The sequence below is a fragment of the Endozoicomonas sp. YOMI1 genome (assembly GCF_024606345.1).
In the GTDB taxonomy this organism is placed as follows: domain Bacteria; phylum Pseudomonadota; class Gammaproteobacteria; order Pseudomonadales; family Endozoicomonadaceae; genus Endozoicomonas.
This window is the reverse complement of sequence record NZ_JAHHPM010000015.1, coordinates 1-17,181: the sequence shown is the minus strand read 5'-3', so window position 1 is coordinate 17,181 and position 17,181 is coordinate 1. Positions and strand designations below refer to the sequence as shown.

Below are 17,181 nucleotides of genomic sequence, written 5' to 3'. Positions count from 1 at the left end.
TTCGCATCACCTAACAGGATGTCGCCATCCTGCAGATGGGAGAACAATTTCCTGAGCAAAGCTTGTTCCCCGGTTTCTTTCCCTTCGTAGGCAGCCACAGCAAAATCAAGTAATGCGCCACTGCCAAGACATATCAAAACAAGGATTCTGAGAATCGGGAAACCAAGCCCTTTTTTTGGGTGCCGGGCTGAGGATATTCTTTCTGATTTTTCTCGGTGTCAGGCATCAACAATGTTGAACCATCAGTAAGCAGTACACGACGTTGATGCCATAGCCATGATTCTGGTGAGGCGTGATCAAGGCTATTGCCAGATATGCGCAGCAAACCTCTTACGGATGCTTCACTCAACCGTTGCCTTGCTTTGCAATATGCGCTGGTGTCAGTGTTGGGCACTTTCTTCTTGTTGCCCCTGACGACCTGGTCTCTCGCTTCATCAATGAGGGCGTGGCGACATGATTTGGCATCACTGGCCACCTGCCGCATGAACAAGGTTAATGTTTTGATGGGTGGAAAATCCCTTACCCTGGAGCCGGGGTAACAATTCTGAAAAGAGTTAAGGTCATCAGAGGTAAGGATTGATGAAAATTCATCACTTTCAGTCTGTGCAAATTGGTTAAGGCAATCATCTGCGAGGGACAGAAACTCTTGGCTACACTTGTTCATGGCTTGCTCGGAAGGGAAATATTTAGGTTTGTGACTTTTTATAGTCGCTTCTTTCCGAGTAAGCCTTGAATTATCAAGGGCTGAGGCCTTAAGTCAGTGCCATTGGCGCTTACCCCCCGCCGACAATTCCAGTGTTGAGAAGTGCACGGCGGTTGGGTCACGAGTCGGCTTCCTTCGGAAACCGACCTACGTCGAAACATATGCAGCCCAACGAATCTGTCCTTAATGTCTACCCTAAGTACAGCCATTCAACATCTATTCGGAAATTATTTATGTTTGCTTTAGTAGTAAACTTAGTATCCCATACTGTCCTGCCCTGTCTTCAGCCTAATATTAACCATCGTATGGGAGAGCTAAACGTTGTGCGCTATTAGTGGTATCTACAAGAAGCCAGGTCATAATATAGGCCTAAAAAAATACCTTGAGAGGATGCTGGAAATACAGCATCACCGTGGCCCTGATGCTCAAGGGTTGTGGTTATCGAAAGCTGGTGGCGTTGGGTTCGCACATAATCGCCTTTCTATTCTGGATCTTTCCGAGGCTGGGAATCAGCCGATGCACAGTCCTGATGGTGACTACAGCATCGTGTTTAATGGAGAAATTTACAATTATCGAGAATTACATCAGCAGCTTAAAGCCAAAGGTAGTCTGTTTCGTACGCACAGTGACACCGAGATCCTGATAGAGGCCTATCGTCACTGGGGTGAAACCATGCTGCATCATTTGCGAGGTATGTTTGCCTTTGCTCTCTACGATCATGCTGACGGTTCGATCTTTTGTGCCCGTGACCGGGTTGGCAAAAAACCATTCGTTTATGCACAAACCTCAGGAGGGTTTGTTTTTGCATCAGAAATACCGGCGGTTCGCCAAGTCGAGGGAGTAGACGCTGGTTATGACCATGATGCCATTGCAGCCATGCTGCTTCACAATCTTCGCCATATTCCTGACCCCCATACAGCTTACCGGGGCATCAAAAGGCTACGTGCCGGTCACGCTATGCGGGTAAGGCAGGGCACAATTGAAAATATTTGGCGTTACTGGACACCAACTCAATCTAACATTCCTACAACGCCTCAACATCTGCGCACTACGTTACAAGAGGCGATAGCCTTGCGTATGCGAGCTGATGTTCCTGTAGGGGCGTTACTTTCTGGTGGCATAGACAGCTCAGCCATTGTCGCGATGATGCAGGAGTACGTTACTCAGCCAATCCACACTTATGCTTTGGGTTTAGATCGTAACGATGAAGATCTGCGCCGCGCAAAGCTGATGGCACAACAGCTTGGCACCATTCATAAAGAATTTTACTTTGACCCAGAAGAACAGTGGCGAATCTTTAATCAATTGATTGCGACCTACGGTGAGCCGATTATGCTTCTGCCCCTGGTACATACTTACACCCTTTGTCGTGCGATCCGGGATGATGGAGTGAAGGTGGTGCTTAGTGGTAACGGAGCGGATGAACTCTTCTATGGCTATTCAGGCCATATAAACACTTTACGTATCTCACAGGTGCTTGATAAAGTCACTCCATTACGGTCGATCCTAAAGCCTCTTAAGTATACTCGTTTGAGCTGGCTAGCTGTTAAGCCTGGTGCGCGCAAAGCCGCCTTTTATAATTCGATAGCCCGATCTACTTGGAAGCACTGCCTGTCCAATGTTGCCATAGACACCTTTGCGAACCGAGCAGCGGAAGAGTTGGAATACTGGGGCCAGTTATGCCCATCGGGACATTATATTGATGAGTCAAATTTCGTAGGCCTGATGGTCGAAAACACACACTCTGTGACTATTGCAGGCGACCTTCCAGCGATGGCTGCCTCTATTGAAATACGCTCCCCGTTTCTGGATCAGGAAGTGATTGATTTCGCACTGGCTACACCGGCTGAACTTAAAATTCCGGATATCAATAACAAGGACTGGCTCAAGGCCATCTTGCGTGATTCCGTTCATGATCTGCTACCGGAATCACTTCTCAAGGCTCCAAAAAGAGGTTTTGGTTCAGGCATTCAGGAAGCGGATTTGTTGAGAGGGGCATGGCGTGATCGAGCAGAAGAAGTAATGGAAAGCCCCAACTTAGTTGGTGGGCTTTTTAATAAAGCTCGCATTCAACAGCAATGGAAAGGGTTTTTAAATGGTGATGTTGTAGCAAGCCAAGTGGCAAAGCAGCTTGCATTGCAGTGCTGGTTATGTGGCACTTCTGGTTGATTGTATTTATTGAATTAAGTTGTAATTGAAATAATTGTTGGGTAAGAAATATGAAAATGGGTCTAGCGAAACTATCAACAAAAATACACAGGCTTAGTAATGCATTAGAATATATTGAGAATCTTTCAAGTGGAAGATCTGTACTAAATGTTGGTGCAGCAGGTGGAGTAAGCGGTTATCTACCGGCGAATAAAGAAAATTGGCTACATGAAAGGCTTAAGAATTGTGCAGGTGGAGTTCTTGGAATCGATATAGACGAAGCTGCGATCAATTATGCAAAAAAAAATGGTTACGATATTAATTATGCAAACTGTGAAACGATGAACTTGGATAAGAAATTCGATGTAATTATTTTGTCGGATGTTATTGAACATATGAATGCTCCTGTTATTGCAGTTGAGAATTTGTTTCATCACCTAAACGATGAAGGATTTCTTGTAATAACAACACCAAATGCCACTGCCGGGAATATAATCATAAGATCAATTTTGAATAAAAAAATAAATATTTTGGCTGATCATGTTTCAGTGTATTACCCTGAAAACTTCCAGAATATTGCAGAAAGGTTAAATGTACAAATCAAATCTTTTTTTGTATTTGATAACATAGATAGGCGTAATATAAGGGTATTTATAAAGTCAATTATTTTTAAAGTAATGACAATTGTTTCTCCGAGATTAGGGAGTTCATTGTTGATAGTGATGCAAAATAAATAGGGCTCTGAATCGTACTTAGGAAATATAGAAATTTTTATTTAGCAGCTTCGATATTTTATAAAAAAAATTATAATTTTGTTATGAGTTATTGCTTAAAATTTTATTTCAATTTCCTCACTAATCTATGAAAAATATGAATCATTGTTTTGATCTAATACCAAATGGCTATTAAATTAACTGCTATCTCATCTCTAATTCCAATCAATCGCAACTATCTCAATTCCCTGATCAGTGGTTATGGTTTAATGCTGGTAACTATCATTGTTCAGCTAGTCTTGGTTCCGCTTTATATCAAACACCTTGGTAAAGATAAATTCGGTGTGTTAGTTATGATTTTGGCTGTCAACAATTATGTAGCAATTGGCGTTGGTTGGCTGAGTGGCAGTATGGCTCGTATTATGGCTGAGTATGCAGCAGTGGATGACAATGAAGGGCTCAAATCAGCCTATGCATTTTCAAAGTTCTTGTATGTCGGCTACGCAGTATTAGCCGTACTCCTATTCTGGCTATTAATGCCGTGGTTAATGCCACATATTCTAGAAGATAGTGAAATACTGGTGGCACTGTTGCTGGCGAGTCTCTACATATTATTAATGTATGAGTATAACGCTGATCGCTTGGCATTTAGTGCATGCCATAAGCAGGGAACAAATAATCAAAACGAAATAATAGGGCAATTAGTTTTCGCCATCTTAGTCCTTATAGGGCTTTATATAGATTGGGGGCTTGCAGGGATAATTTTTGCCCAAATAACTGGCCTTCTTACGGTACGAGTTTTGGCATGGTTATACTGGCGCAGAGGTAGGTATCAACTACGCTGGATAAAAGTAATACCTGGGTTTCAAAATTTGTGGTCTCGGGCTAGTGGGAAAATGGGGCGAGATTATGTTGTTTACGGAATATTGTTACTCACCATACAAGCAGACACTTTACTTCTTGGTTGGTTAGCAGAACCAGAAGTCGTCGCTAACTATTACTTAATCTGGCGAATACCTGAAGTAATAATATTAATACTTTGGCGAATACCGGGATCATATGCACCATTTCTTATCGCAATGGATGCAAAGGGAGAACATCAAGGTCTCATTAAAAATTACAAATACGGATTATACTTCATGATTGTAGCTTCTGGTGTCGCTGCTCTGATTTATGGTTCTATAGGGCATTGTATTGTTTCTATTTGGGTCGGGAATAACTCACCTGATGAGCATCTACCATACTTATTTGCTGCAATAGCGATGTTTTTCTTAGCAGTTTCTCGCTGGCCAGCAGGGGTAGCATATTCTTTGGTTAATACGGTACCGTTAAATCGTATTGCACTTTTAGAACTCATTAGTAAATTAATTTTATTTCTGTCACTTTTCTCAGTTTTTGGGTATTACACCTCAGTTTTGGTTGTTTCCATTGTTCATGGTTGTCTTGTTTTCTATTTATATTTATGGCTTGGGAAAAATAGTATTTTAATTGCTGAGAGGAATGGCATTTCTGAAGATCAAAAAGCGAGAAGAAGAAATTAGGTATGTGCTCAAAAAGTACTGGCAAATATAAAGCACCATAGTACATCAGCTTTGGTATATAAGCCCTGCGACTTTATGAAACGATGGTTTACCAGTACTTTTTGAGAAGTTACGAAATTAGCAGTATTCAGTGACTGATAAAATATGTGATTGATCGGTTGTGCGAGAATTTGTGAGTCTATGATATTATCTTTGGCCGCGCTTATTATAATTTTAATTTTCTTTACTTTGGACTCTTATCGATATGGCTTTCTTATTTCATTAGCAAAACCGTTTTGGGTTTTTAGTTATTTCTTTATGCTTTCATATCCAATAAAGTATTTAATAATTATTAATGGGTATGAGATTCAGGCTCCATTAACTCCAGATTTTTATTATCTTAACTGTGCATTATTGTTTTCATGTGTACTTTGGATTGTTGTACGAGTATCATACTCTTTGCCTTTAAAAATTAATTTTTTTTCTGGCAAAGTTATCCAAAAAAAACTGATTCAAGATAGAGTATTTTCATCTAATAATGATTTACTTATTAGTATGCTAGTTGGTTTGTTAATGTTGTTGTCTCTGAATTACTACTATGTAATGTTCTCATCTGTTGGGTTTGAGCTCGTTCGTGTATATCATGGAAATGAGCAGATCGAAGCTAGGGTTGGAAATGGGTTTGCATTTTTAATTGGGGATCTATATTTAGCAGGATTATTTCTATACTTATTCGGGGTTGAGAGAAAGCGACAATTAGTTAATTTGTTTTTTGGCCTGCTGGTTTTTGGTTTAGCTTTCCTGTCTAGCATTTTGTTGTCGAGTAGAAGGCCGTTGTATATAGTTATTTACCTATATTTTCTGTATCATTATTTGAATAATAAGAGCTTTAAATTATTAACCATGTTGGCACTTTTTCCTTTTATCACATCTTTATTAGCGCCTTTTTCACAACTCTTTAGGTACTCATTTAAAGAGCTGCTTGAAACAGGTGATCTTAGTGTTAATTTTTCAGAGATGGTGATTTCAATTGGCTCTACATATGAAGGTGTTGAGTATCTCTCTCGATTCCTAGAAATAGTTAGTACACGTGAACTTATAGGTGGCGTTGATTTAGGCGTTTCTTATGCATTTAATGCTCTCCTTGCATTGCTTCCACGGACGATATGGTCGACAAAACCATTGGTTTATGGATCTGTAGAAATTCAAGATTATTTGTACTCAACCGGTTATGGCGTTACGACGCTTCCATCAGGTGTTGTTGTCGATGCGCTCTATGGTTTTGGATTAATAGGGTTTATATTTTATGCAATTGCTCTGGCGCTACTACTTAGATGGATGGAAAAAGGTTTATATGGCAAAGGGAACTTTACTTTTATCAAAATCGCAATTATGTCCTATTTTTACATATATATGTTTAATATTGTAAGAGGCGGTACTGGTGTAATTCAAGGCTTAGTTATGCTGTTGCCTTGGTTAATTATTGTTAAATTAATAAAGAAAGTGAAGTTGTTACATAAATAAATGATTTATTTTTATCCTCACTCCTACCTCCGTGATCGCCAACTAGATACTATAAGGAACTGGCCTTTCAATGAAGTGATTAATCCCGAAATTGCTAAAAATCGAGCCGGTGAACAAGTTTCTAGAAAAAAAGCTACAAGTACTAAACTGTCGCGTTCCTGGAATCAAATACTACCACTATTAAATGTCAAGTTGAGACCAAAAAGGGCTCCAGAAGATGCGGTTATATATCTTTGGGGAGGTTTGATAGCAACTGGTCCTTTTATTGTTGATATTGATAACCCTTGGTCCTTGGTAGGTTACAACCCCAGTGCTATGAGGCTTTATAAACTCATTATCAAAAAAGTACTTTTGTCGCACCGCTGTAAAGAGATTCGGTGTATGAGTGATGCATGTAGAAAATCACTCAAGCAATTGTTCGGAGAAGGCGTTTATGAAAAGGCAGTGGTTCATTATCCTTATACCAATCAGAAAGTAATTGATTTGCCTGTTGATACTGATAAATCATGTAATTTCATATTCGTTGGCACGCAGTTTGAACTAAAAGGGGGAGAAGCATTCGTAAAGGCTTGTCAGATTGTTGCAAATGAATGCCCTGACGCCAATTTCACAATCATTACACATTTACCCGATAAATATAAAATATTTGTGAATTCTATTCCAAGATGCACTGTATTACCAGCCAACCTTTCCCGTGAAAATGTGTATATGAAAATGAGCGAATCTGATGTTTTAGTTCATCCTTCATATATGGAGTCATTTGGCATGGTCTTGTTAGAGGCTATTAGTTGTGGATTAGGTGTGATCACGACAAATATGTACGCCAGCAATGAAATTGTAATAAATGGATCAAATGGCTTTCTAATTAATCCGCCTATTTCAGCATGGCATGGATATGTTCCAACTAATAATTTTCTTGTTCCTCAGTTATTAAAGAATATGAAGTCCGTTGATTATAGACTGTTCGTTCAGGAGTTAGTTCAGTCAATGGCCGCCATTGCTTCTGACTCAGAGCTTCGTAATTCTATGAAGAAGCAGAGTGCTAAGCATTTTAAAGCTCAGTTTATGAGGCAGGTATAAGTATAATGAGTGTCATCTTTTTACATCCAGCAATTCGAACTTATCGGGTAGAATTGTTTGAGCGTCTATCAAAATATGGCGTTGAGTTTCTTTTTACGTCTATTAATTCACTAGACACCCCTGCAGGGGTTGAGACGGAAAGTATATTAAATACTACAGCTATCAAATATCATCAATGTAAAGAAATTAGCCTCTTTGGAAAAAAGAATTTTTCTTTTGATCTTTTTCGTGTTTTTAAATATCAAACTGTTGTATTTTCTTGTGCGACATCTATTCCTTTTTTGCTGCTCAGTCTTCCATTACATATCTTAGGTAAACGTATTATCCTTTTTGATGAGTTGTGGAAATATCCTGATCAAAAAGTATATCACCTGTTGCGACCATTGGTTCGATTTCTTGTCAAAAAAACTGTGGATTCTTTTGTTCCCGCGGGTACTTGTGCTGCCAAGTATATGAAGTCAGAATATGGAGCAGCAGACGATAATATTCATATTGCATTCAATACAACTGAGTTAACAAATATATGTTCACAATTCCTTGGAAGTTCAGAACAAAGCAAGGAATTGAAGTTAAATTTAGGTTGTGAAAAAACTCCTGTTGTTTTATATCTTGGGCGTATAGTGAAATATAAAGGGCTAGATATTTTACTAAATGCTGTAGCCAAACTTGACTTTAACATAAAACTCTTAGTTGTTGGTGATGGTGATTTCGCAACAGAATGTAAGGCTCTCGCAAGAAATCTTAGCATCGCAGATCATGTATTTTTCTGGGGAGCCTGTAATATTGAAGAGTCACCTTGTTTCTATAAATTGGCAGATGTGTTTGTTTTACCTACGAGATTTTTACCTGGTGATGGTGTGGGGTATGAGGCGTGGGGCTTTACAATAAATGAAGCGATGGCAAATGGTATACCTGTTATTACCACGGATGCTGTAGGTGCAGCTCATGATCTAATAGTTAACGATGAAACAGGCTGGATTTTTCCAGCAGAGGACTTTAATTCGCTTGCAGATATTTTAAGAACTGTTATAGGTGATTTAGACCATGCAAGAGAAGTCGCTGAAAATGGTAAATCATGGGTTTCCTCAAAGTGTTCCTACCAACAAAACGAGCATGCTTTCTGTCGTGCTATTGGACTGAATCTCAGCTCTTTATCTTAAGGCAGAGGCATGGGTTAACTTACCATCTCTCACTTTAGAGCTCCTGATGGTGGTACATCTTTTGATGATGCTGGTTAATTCTGCTTCTCCCCCTTAGTTCAATCTCTTTCAGCCTGTGGCGAGTCTCAGGTCTTGTTCTGAGGTAATACGTTTAAGAATCAAATATGGCATTAATTATTAAATTCAAATCATGTTGCGAGTTTTAATATTATTTTCAAGTAGTGAATTAGGAGGGGCGGAACGTAGTCTCTCACGTATGGCGATAGCAAGTAGCAATGTAAGCTATGAGCTTGCGACAATTATGGGAGAGGGACCGTGGTGCGATTGGGTTCGCTCATATGGCATACAGCCGCTTGTGTTTGGTAAATATGGTAAGGGGGGAATGTTTGGCTCAATAGCTCGGTTATTGCGTCACTTGGCAGTGTCGCCTGTCGATGTACTTTATGTTTGTGGCTTGCGGGCATCGTTATGGCTACGTTCGTTTCGCTTTCTGTTTCCTAAAACTAAAATAATTCATGGTATTCGTTGGAATCCTGATAGTAACAGCCGACTTGATATTGTTTTCCGCCTTGTGGAACGCAGTACCAGGTTTTTAGTCACTAAATGGATTACAAATTCTGTAGCATCTAAAAGAACACTAGTGCAGAGATGTGGAATTGACGACACACGTATCCATGTTATTTATAACGGTATCAATACGGTGCCAAAAGGGTTGCCTGTGTTCGATAATCGCCCTCTTGAAGTGTTAACGATTGCTAATTTGAACCCCCGAAAAGGGCACCGCGAGTTTTTGCAGGTAATTCCTCACGTTCTCCAATATGTACCAAATGCTCATTTTGTATTTATTGGTCGTGATGATATGAACGGAACTGTGCAGCAGGCTATCTATGCTGCAGGTTTACAGGACTCAGTTTGTTACAAGGGTTTTCAATCTGACGTAACACCTTGGCTAAAACGCGCTCGTATATTTGTATTACCCTCATTGTGGGGGGAAGGTTGCCCAACTTCCATTCTTGAAGCGTTCTCTTTCGGTGTCCCTGTTGTTTCTCATGCTATTGATGGTGTACCGGAGCTTATCGATGACGGTCGTGATGGTTATCTTTTACCTGTAGATGATATTGCTTTGGCTGACCGTATTGTCGAGTTGCTCTTGAACCCGTGTCTAGCAGAAAAAATGGGGCAGTTAGGCAGAATCAAAGTTTCTGATCGTTTTATCCTTGCTTCTTGTGTAAATCAGCATGAGGCCGTTTATAGAGAAATGGTAGAAAATTAATGTGTGGTTTTTGTGGTTATTATGCGCCCAGGAATAGTGATTGGGGTAATGTCATTCATAGAATGAATTCTGTCATCTCCCATCGTGGGCCAGATGATTCTGGCGTATGGATAGATAATGACTTTGGAGTTGTCCTCGGACATCAGCGTTTGTCGATTGTTGATTTGTCACAAGCGGGGCACCAGCCGATGTCCTCAGATAGTGGCCGTTATTTTGTTGTTTATAACGGGGAGATATACAACCACTTGAAACTGCGAGCTTCCCTTCACGATGTTGCTACCTGGCGAGGCCATTCAGATACTGAAACTCTTTTAGCATGTTTCGAGGCTTGGGGAGTTCATAATACCCTCCAAAAGTGTATAGGTATGTTCGCTTTTGCCCTATGGGATCGTCAAAGCAAAACATTGACTTTAGGAAGAGACAGGCTGGGAGAGAAGCCGCTTTACTACGGATGGCAGAATGGAGTTCTCCTTTTTGGCTCAGAGTTGAAAGCGCTTCGAGAGCATCCAGCTTTCTCTAATGAGATTAATCGTGACGCCATTGCTTTGCAATTGCGCCATAATTATATACCGGCATCTTATTCAATTTATCGTGGTATCTATAAGTTGCTACCCGGTCATTGGTTGCAATTTCGCCATTCTGACTTACAGAAGCAGCAGCTACCTGAGAGCTTACCCTACTGGTCACTTGTTGATATTGCTAACAACGGCGTGGCAACACAATATGAGGGTAATGCAGATCAGGCAATAGATGATCTGGACAAGTTACTCCGTAATGCTGTCAAGCAACAAATGATGGCTGATGTACCGCTGGGTGCATTTTTATCAGGTGGAGTCGACTCGTCAACTATTGTGGCTCTTATGCAAGCCCAATCTTCTCATCGGGTCAAAACTTTTTCCATCGGCTTTCATGAAGAAGGATATAATGAAGCAGAACATGCCAAAGCTGTTGCTAGCCACCTTGGTACTGACCACACAGAGCTTTATATCACTGCCGAACAGGCAATGGCGGTTATTCCTAAAATGGCTTTGCTTTACGATGAGCCCTTTTCTGACTCATCTCAAATCCCTACTTTTTTGGTGTCTCAACTGGCAAAGCAACATGTTTCTGTATCACTCTCAGGCGATGCGGGAGATGAGCTTTTTTGTGGTTATAATCGTTATGAAATGAGTAGTGGCCTCTGGAGAAAATTACAATCAATACCAGTTCCTATACGTCTAATTACGGCCTCAGCGTTGACATCTTTCCCACCGGACTATTGGAATAAATTTGCTAAAAATATCCCCGGAACTTCACGTTACTCAAATTTTGGTGATAAGTTGCATAAGGGGGCTGGTGTTCTGGGGGCGCGGACGCTCGATGAGCTTTATTCAGGTTTTGTGTCCCATTGGCCGAAGCCCACAGATGTTGTTTTGTATAGCAGCGAACCCCCTACAATGCTTACTGGATACCGGCCTCGTTTTGTTGGCCTTGATGGTATCCAGCAGATGATGGCCTTAGACGCTTTAACCTACTTGCCTGATGATATTTTGGTTAAGGTAGATCGTGCTTCAATGGCTGTGTCTCTGGAGAGTCGGGTTCCCTTCCTCGATCATCGGGTGGTTGAGTTTGCATGGCAGCTTCCGCAAGATTTGAAACTTCGGGGTGGGAATAGTAAGTGGATTTTACGACAGGTATTGTACCGTTACGTGCCTAAAGAATTAATTGAACGCCCTAAAATGGGCTTTGGTGTTCCAATTGATAAATGGCTGCGTGGGCCATTGCGTGATTGGGCTGAGGCATTGCTTAATGAAACACGGCTAAAACGTGAAGGTTTTTTTAATCCTGCTCCAATTAGAGAGAAATGGTTAGAACATCTTTCAGGTAAAAGAAATTGGCAATACCATCTTTGGGATATTTTGATGTTTCAGTTGTGGTATGAGAAAAATCATAAATGAGAAAAAAGTTATTATTTATAGTCAACGTAGACTGGGCTTTTATATCTCACCGATTGCCAATTGCTTTAGCAGCACAGCAACATGGTTATGAAATTCATCTGGCATGTAAAATTACAAATAAAAAAGAAGAACTCTCTGAGTATGGCTTTATATTACATGATATTCCTGTCTCACGTAGTGGGACTTCTATTTTTGGTGAGATTAATGTTTTTTTCAAAATATGGAGGGTTATCAGAAAAATTAAACCAGAGGTACTTCATCTAGTTACTATAAAGCCAGTTATCTATGGAGGGCTTGCGTCGAGATATCTAAAAAATGTAAAAAAAATTGCTGCTATTCCTGGTTTAGGTTATGTTTTTATTGCTAAGGGCCTAAAGGCAAAATTGTTCCGATTTCTAGTAAAGATATTATATCGATTATCTATCAGAAGCTCATTCGCATCTGTTATTTTCCAAAACCCAACAGATCGGAAGTTATTTATAAAATACAACCTTATTAAAAAAGAGCAGGCGATTTTGATTAAAGGGTCAGGGGTTTTTCTTCATAATTATTTATTTGTCGAAGAACAAAAAGGTATTCCCGTAGTTATGTTTGTCGGTCGGTTATTAGTAGATAAAGGGGTGAGAGAATTTGTTGAAGCGGCAAGAATTTTATACGATAAAAAGATTGCCTGCCGAATGGTTTTGGTTGGTGACTTTGATGACAACCCTAAATCAATTAGTAAGAAAGAAGTAGAGCGTTGGGTTGCTGATGGATATATTGAGTACTGGGGGTATTGTTCTGAAATCAATAATACAATTAAGGCTGCCAATATAGTTGTTTTACCTTCTTATAGGGAAGGTTTACCCAAAGCATTGATTGAAGCGGCTGCTTGTGGTCGAGCGGTGGTTACTACTGATGTACCTGGCTGTAGGGATGCTATCATTCCAGGCAAAACTGGAATTTTAGTACCGGTTTGTAATGCAAATGCTTTAAGTGAGGCGATTGGTAAACTGTGTTTAAACACCTCTCTTCGTAAAAATATGGGGGGGGAAGGTCGTAAGTTTGCTGAAGCTGAATTTGATATTAATCATGTTATTTCTAAGCACTTGAGATTATATGGCGATTTGAGAACCAGTAAAACCTCTATGAAGTTCTCACATATAGAGAGAGATCTCACAAAATAAGTCGATTATTTTTTATGATTTTTAATTTATGTTGTGTATGTGTAGGTTATTTTTAAGCAGTCTGAGGTGGTAATGAATATTATGGTCACAGGTGCGACAGGTTTTATTGGGAAGCACTTGGTTTCAAAAATAAAGGAAAGTGGTGATAACGTTATCTCTGTTTCTAGAGATTCATTTGATAGTGATTTTAGAGTAGGGAATATTACTTCCCAAACAGAATGGCGACCTATATTAAAAAATGTCGATTGTATCGTTCATACTGCAGCTTTGGCACATATTTTTGATAAAAGCCAGTCTGCTGAAACTCAATTTCAAGAAATAAATTGCAATGCGACTTTGAACTTGGCAAGGCAAGCTGCAATGTCTGGTGTTAAACGCTTTATATTTATAAGCACTATTGGTGTTAATGGGAAATCTACAAGTAAAGATAGTTCTTTCTGTGAAAGTGATACACCAAATCCAGATGGGCCTTACGCACTTTCTAAATATAATGCAGAAAAAGGTTTGCATGATATCGCTGGAAATCATGGTTTAGAAATTGTAATTATTCGCCCTCCTTTGGTTTATGGTAAAAATGCCCCAGGGAATTTTGGGAGCCTCGTTAAGCTTATCAAAAAAGGTTTCCCTTTACCCTTTGGTGCAATTAATAACGTGCGAAGCTTTATAAGTGTTCATAATTTGGTTGATATAATTATCAATTGTATATTTCATTCTGATGCTAAAAATCAAACTTTTTTGGTTAGCGATGATGATGATGTTTCTACATCAGAGTTGATTTATAGCTTAATGAATGAATGTGGACGATCTCAATACCTGTTTTGTGTTAATGTTTCAATTCTCCTGTGGCTGGCTAAAGTTCTAGGAAAAGAGGCAGAAATCGAAAAGTTGACATGTGACCTTAAGGTAGATTTGGATTATACGAAGAGGATTCTTGGTTGGAAACCTCCATGTAGTTTTCATGATGGAATAAAGCGATGTTTTTAGGAGTTTGTCAAATATGATTCGTTTCTTTGATATTCTACTTTCATTTTTAGGGCTGCTCTTTGGATTCCCAATTTTTCTGATCATATACATAGCAGGTTTTCTTGATACAGGGTCTTCTTTATTTATGCAACAACGTGTTGGGAGGAATAAAAAACCATTTATTTTAGTTAAATTTCGAACCATGAACTTGGGAACTGAATCGGTAGCCAGCCATCTTGCATCTTCCTCATCTATTACATCGTTAGGGAGCTTTCTGCGTAAGACTAAGCTGGATGAGTTGCCACAATTACTTAATGTCTTGAAGGGAGACATGAGTCTGGTTGGCCCTCGCCCTAATCTTTTCAACCAGAAAGAGTTGATTGCAGCGAGAGATGGTCTTGGTGTTTATGATGTGCTGCCAGGTATCACAGGTTTGGCTCAGGTAAACCATATAGATATGTCTACCCCTGAGCTACTTGCTGAAACTGATCGCCAGATGATTAAAACCTTAACTGTTCGGAATTATTTTAAATATATTTTCATGACGGTAACAGGAAGTGGGCAGGGGGATCGAGTGCGTTGAGCATCGATTCCTGTTACCCGACCCCGCAGCCCATAAAAGCGTTACTCATATCTTGCGGATAACGTGCAGCTCAGTCGAGGATTGTTTTATTCCGCATCTGTAACTTAGACAAACTTTCACATCCCGCTTCCTGAGGCTTGTCTTTTTAGGACAACAGGTACGGACAACGGAAAACGCAGCCAAAGGCTGAATATGAGAGAAAAACTACTCAAATTATCCAGAAAACAGAAAACCCTCACCATGCTGGTCGTAGACCTGCTAATAGTCTGGCTGGCCCTTTTCGGGGCCTTCTATTTGCGCCTGGGCTATAAGGATTTTGTGCCCCAATACTTCAATTCCTTTTACATCTCCGGGTTGCTGGCCTCGGTTATTTCTTTGCCGGTCTTCTACTACCTGGGCTTGTATCGTGCACTGCTGCGCTATATGGGGCAGCATGTGTCGTTTATTATCCTGAGGGCCACTTTCCTTTCTTTTCTGATGCTTTCTGTGGCCATTACCCTGCTTGAGATCTCTGTACCCCGCAGTGTGCCGGTGCTGTACTGGCTGCTGTCGGCCTTGCTTCTGGGGGTAAGTCGCTATGGAGTTCGCTTCTGGCTGCGGGGCTTCAGGTTGCGGGATATTCTTTTTGCCCCCATCAAGTTGCCCCAAGCCAAAAGCCATGAGCTGCGGGGCCAGCCGGTGGCGGTTTATGGTGCCGGTGAGGCCGGTAACCAGCTGGTTGAGGCACTGGAGCATTCCAGGGCGTTTCGTCCGGTGGCTTTTATTGATGACGATGTGCGTCTACGGGGGCGAACCATCGCGGGTTGTCGTGTATTTGCCCCGGATGCACTGGATCGTCTGATTCTGCAAACCGGTGCCCAGGAGGTGCTGCTGGCCGTTCCATCGGCCAGTCGTCAGCGGCGTCGGGAGATTGTCCGACATCTGGAAACCTTTGGCTTGCCCATTAAAACCATGCCCGGTATTCAGGACCTGGCCAGTGGGCGGGCGCGGGTGCAGGAGATTATGGAAGTGGATATTGGCGATGTGCTGAGCCGGGATGAAGTGGCTCCCATTGCCGAGCTGGTGGAACAGGATATTGTTGACCAGGTGGTGATGGTCACCGGTGCCGGTGGTTCCATCGGCTCCGAGATGGCCCGGCAGGCACTGGTCAGAAAGCCGAAAATGCTGGTGCTGCTGGAGCACTCGGAGTTTAACCTTTATACCATTGATCAGGAACTGCAGAGCACTATCCGCACGCTGGGGCTGGATATTCCGGTGATTTCGGTGCTGGGGTCGATTAATGACCCGGTGCGTTTGCTGGATGTGATGAACACCTACCAGGTCGAGACCCTTTACCATGCCGCTGCCTACAAGCATGTGCCGCTGGTTCAGTATAACGTCTCCCAGGGGTTGCGGAATAATGTGATGGGTACGCTTTATACTGCCCAGGCCGCCATTTTGGCGTGTGTTAAGCAGTTTGTGCTGATCTCCACCGATAAGGCGGTGCGGCCCACCAATGTGATGGGGGCTTCCAAGCGCCTGGCGGAAATGGTGTTGCAGGCCCTGAGTAATAATGAGCAAGAGATCCGGCTGTTTCAGCCGGAGCTGTTCGGGTCCACGCCGGGCACGGTGATTGCCAATAATACCCGTTTTACCATGGTGCGCTTTGGTAATGTGCTGGGTTCCAGCGGTTCGGTGATTCCCCTGTTCCGGGAACAGATCCGTACCGGCGGGCCGGTTACGGTGACTCATCCGGAAATTAACCGCTATTTTATGACCATTCCGGAAGCCGCCCAACTGGTGATTCAGGCCGGTGCCATGGGGCAGGGGGGGGATGTATTTGTGCTGGATATGGGTGAGCCGGTGAAAATTGTCGATCTGGCAAAGCGGATGATCTCCCTTTCCGGCCTGTCTTTAAAGGATGAATTACACCCGGACGGGGATATTGAAATCCGTTTTTCCGGCCTTCGCCCCGGCGAGAAGTTGTATGAAGAGCTGTTGATCGGCGATAACGTTGAGGGCACCATTCACCCCCGTATCAGCCGGGCCTTTGAAGAGTTGCTGGGCTGGGAGCAGCTGAAGGTTGTGCTGTCTGAGATGATCGAGAGCCTGAAAGAACACCGCTATAGCATTACCCGGGAGTTGTTGTTGCGCTATGTCAATGGTTATGCGCCTGGCAGTAAGGTGGTGGATTGGCTTTATCGGCATCCGGGGCGGCGGGCGGTTGAGGATGAAGTTTCTTGAAAGATCGTTCCTGTTGCCTGTAAAAGATCGTTCCCGTTGCCCGTACCCGTTGCCCGTAAAAGCTTTAGTCTTTTCTTTTACGGGAAACGGGAAACGGGCAACGGGTAACGGCAATCACCCCCCCCCCCCATGCTCCAGAAAAAGAGTCACCGGCAAATCAAACCGTTCAGCCAGGCTTTGCATCTGCC

The 17,181-nt window shown here is 41.8% G+C and carries 13 protein-coding genes; 12 read left to right on the top strand and 1 reads right to left on the bottom strand.

The annotated features are described in order from the left end of the window. Window positions 1-133: 133 nt before the first annotated feature. Entirely contained in the window at window positions 134-664 is a 531-nt protein-coding gene (locus KDK15_RS00630) for a hypothetical protein (RefSeq protein WP_257293430.1), read from the bottom strand. 360 nt (window positions 665-1,024) lie between these two features. Here KDK15_RS00630 and asnB (KDK15_RS00625) point away from each other — a divergent pair, with 360 nt between their 5' ends. The 12 genes from asnB (KDK15_RS00625) (at window position 1,025) to KDK15_RS00570 (ending at window position 16,993) form a co-directional block, all read left to right on the top strand. Next, a complete protein-coding gene (gene asnB / locus KDK15_RS00625; protein ID WP_257293429.1) occupies window positions 1,025-2,872 on the top strand; it encodes an asparagine synthase (glutamine-hydrolyzing) in 1,848 nt (615 codons plus the stop codon). Window positions 2,873-2,922: 50 nt separating this feature from the next. Next, window positions 2,923-3,588, top strand: coding sequence for a bifunctional 2-polyprenyl-6-hydroxyphenol methylase/3-demethylubiquinol 3-O-methyltransferase UbiG (locus tag KDK15_RS00620; protein ID WP_257293428.1), 666 nt, complete (start codon window positions 2,923-2,925; stop codon window positions 3,586-3,588). Window positions 3,589-3,749: 161 nt separating this feature from the next. Continuing rightward, the gene (locus KDK15_RS00615; RefSeq protein WP_257293427.1) at window positions 3,750-5,105 is read left to right on the top strand and encodes a lipopolysaccharide biosynthesis protein; all 1,356 of its coding nucleotides are present in this window, start codon (window positions 3,750-3,752) and stop codon (window positions 5,103-5,105) included. A gap of 180 nt (window positions 5,106-5,285) precedes the next feature. Next, window positions 5,286-6,608 (top strand): O-antigen polymerase, encoded by a 1,323-nt coding sequence (locus KDK15_RS00610; protein WP_257293426.1) that lies wholly within the window; start codon window positions 5,286-5,288, stop codon window positions 6,606-6,608. Window positions 6,609-6,683: 75 nt separating this feature from the next. Continuing rightward, entirely contained in the window at window positions 6,684-7,688 is a 1,005-nt protein-coding gene (locus tag KDK15_RS00605) for a glycosyltransferase family 4 protein (RefSeq protein ID WP_257293425.1), read from the top strand. Window positions 7,689-7,693: 5 nt separating this feature from the next. Next, a complete protein-coding gene (locus tag KDK15_RS00600; protein WP_257293424.1) occupies window positions 7,694-8,848 on the top strand; it encodes a glycosyltransferase family 4 protein in 1,155 nt (384 codons plus the stop codon). 256 nt (window positions 8,849-9,104) lie between these two features. Next, window positions 9,105-10,121, top strand: coding sequence for a glycosyltransferase family 4 protein (locus tag KDK15_RS00595; protein WP_257293423.1), 1,017 nt, complete (start codon window positions 9,105-9,107; stop codon window positions 10,119-10,121). Continuing rightward, the gene (asnB, locus tag KDK15_RS00590) at window positions 10,121-12,058 is read left to right on the top strand and encodes an asparagine synthase (glutamine-hydrolyzing) (protein WP_257293422.1); all 1,938 of its coding nucleotides are present in this window, start codon (window positions 10,121-10,123) and stop codon (window positions 12,056-12,058) included. The genes KDK15_RS00595 and asnB (KDK15_RS00590) overlap by 1 nt, the downstream gene beginning before the upstream one ends. After that, the gene (locus KDK15_RS00585) at window positions 12,055-13,224 is read left to right on the top strand and encodes a glycosyltransferase family 4 protein (protein ID WP_257293421.1); all 1,170 of its coding nucleotides are present in this window, start codon (window positions 12,055-12,057) and stop codon (window positions 13,222-13,224) included. The genes asnB (KDK15_RS00590) and KDK15_RS00585 overlap by 4 nt, the downstream gene beginning before the upstream one ends. 72 nt (window positions 13,225-13,296) lie before the next feature. Continuing rightward, on the top strand, window positions 13,297-14,208 hold the full coding sequence (locus KDK15_RS00580) for an NAD-dependent epimerase/dehydratase family protein (protein WP_257293420.1): 912 nt from the start codon (window positions 13,297-13,299) through the stop codon (window positions 14,206-14,208). Between the two features lie 13 nt (window positions 14,209-14,221). After that, window positions 14,222-14,770, top strand: coding sequence for a sugar transferase (locus KDK15_RS00575; RefSeq protein ID WP_257293419.1), 549 nt, complete (start codon window positions 14,222-14,224; stop codon window positions 14,768-14,770). A gap of 192 nt (window positions 14,771-14,962) precedes the next feature. Beyond that, a complete protein-coding gene (locus KDK15_RS00570; RefSeq protein ID WP_257293418.1) occupies window positions 14,963-16,993 on the top strand; it encodes a nucleoside-diphosphate sugar epimerase/dehydratase in 2,031 nt (676 codons plus the stop codon). The last annotated feature ends 188 nt before the right edge of the window (window positions 16,994-17,181 follow it).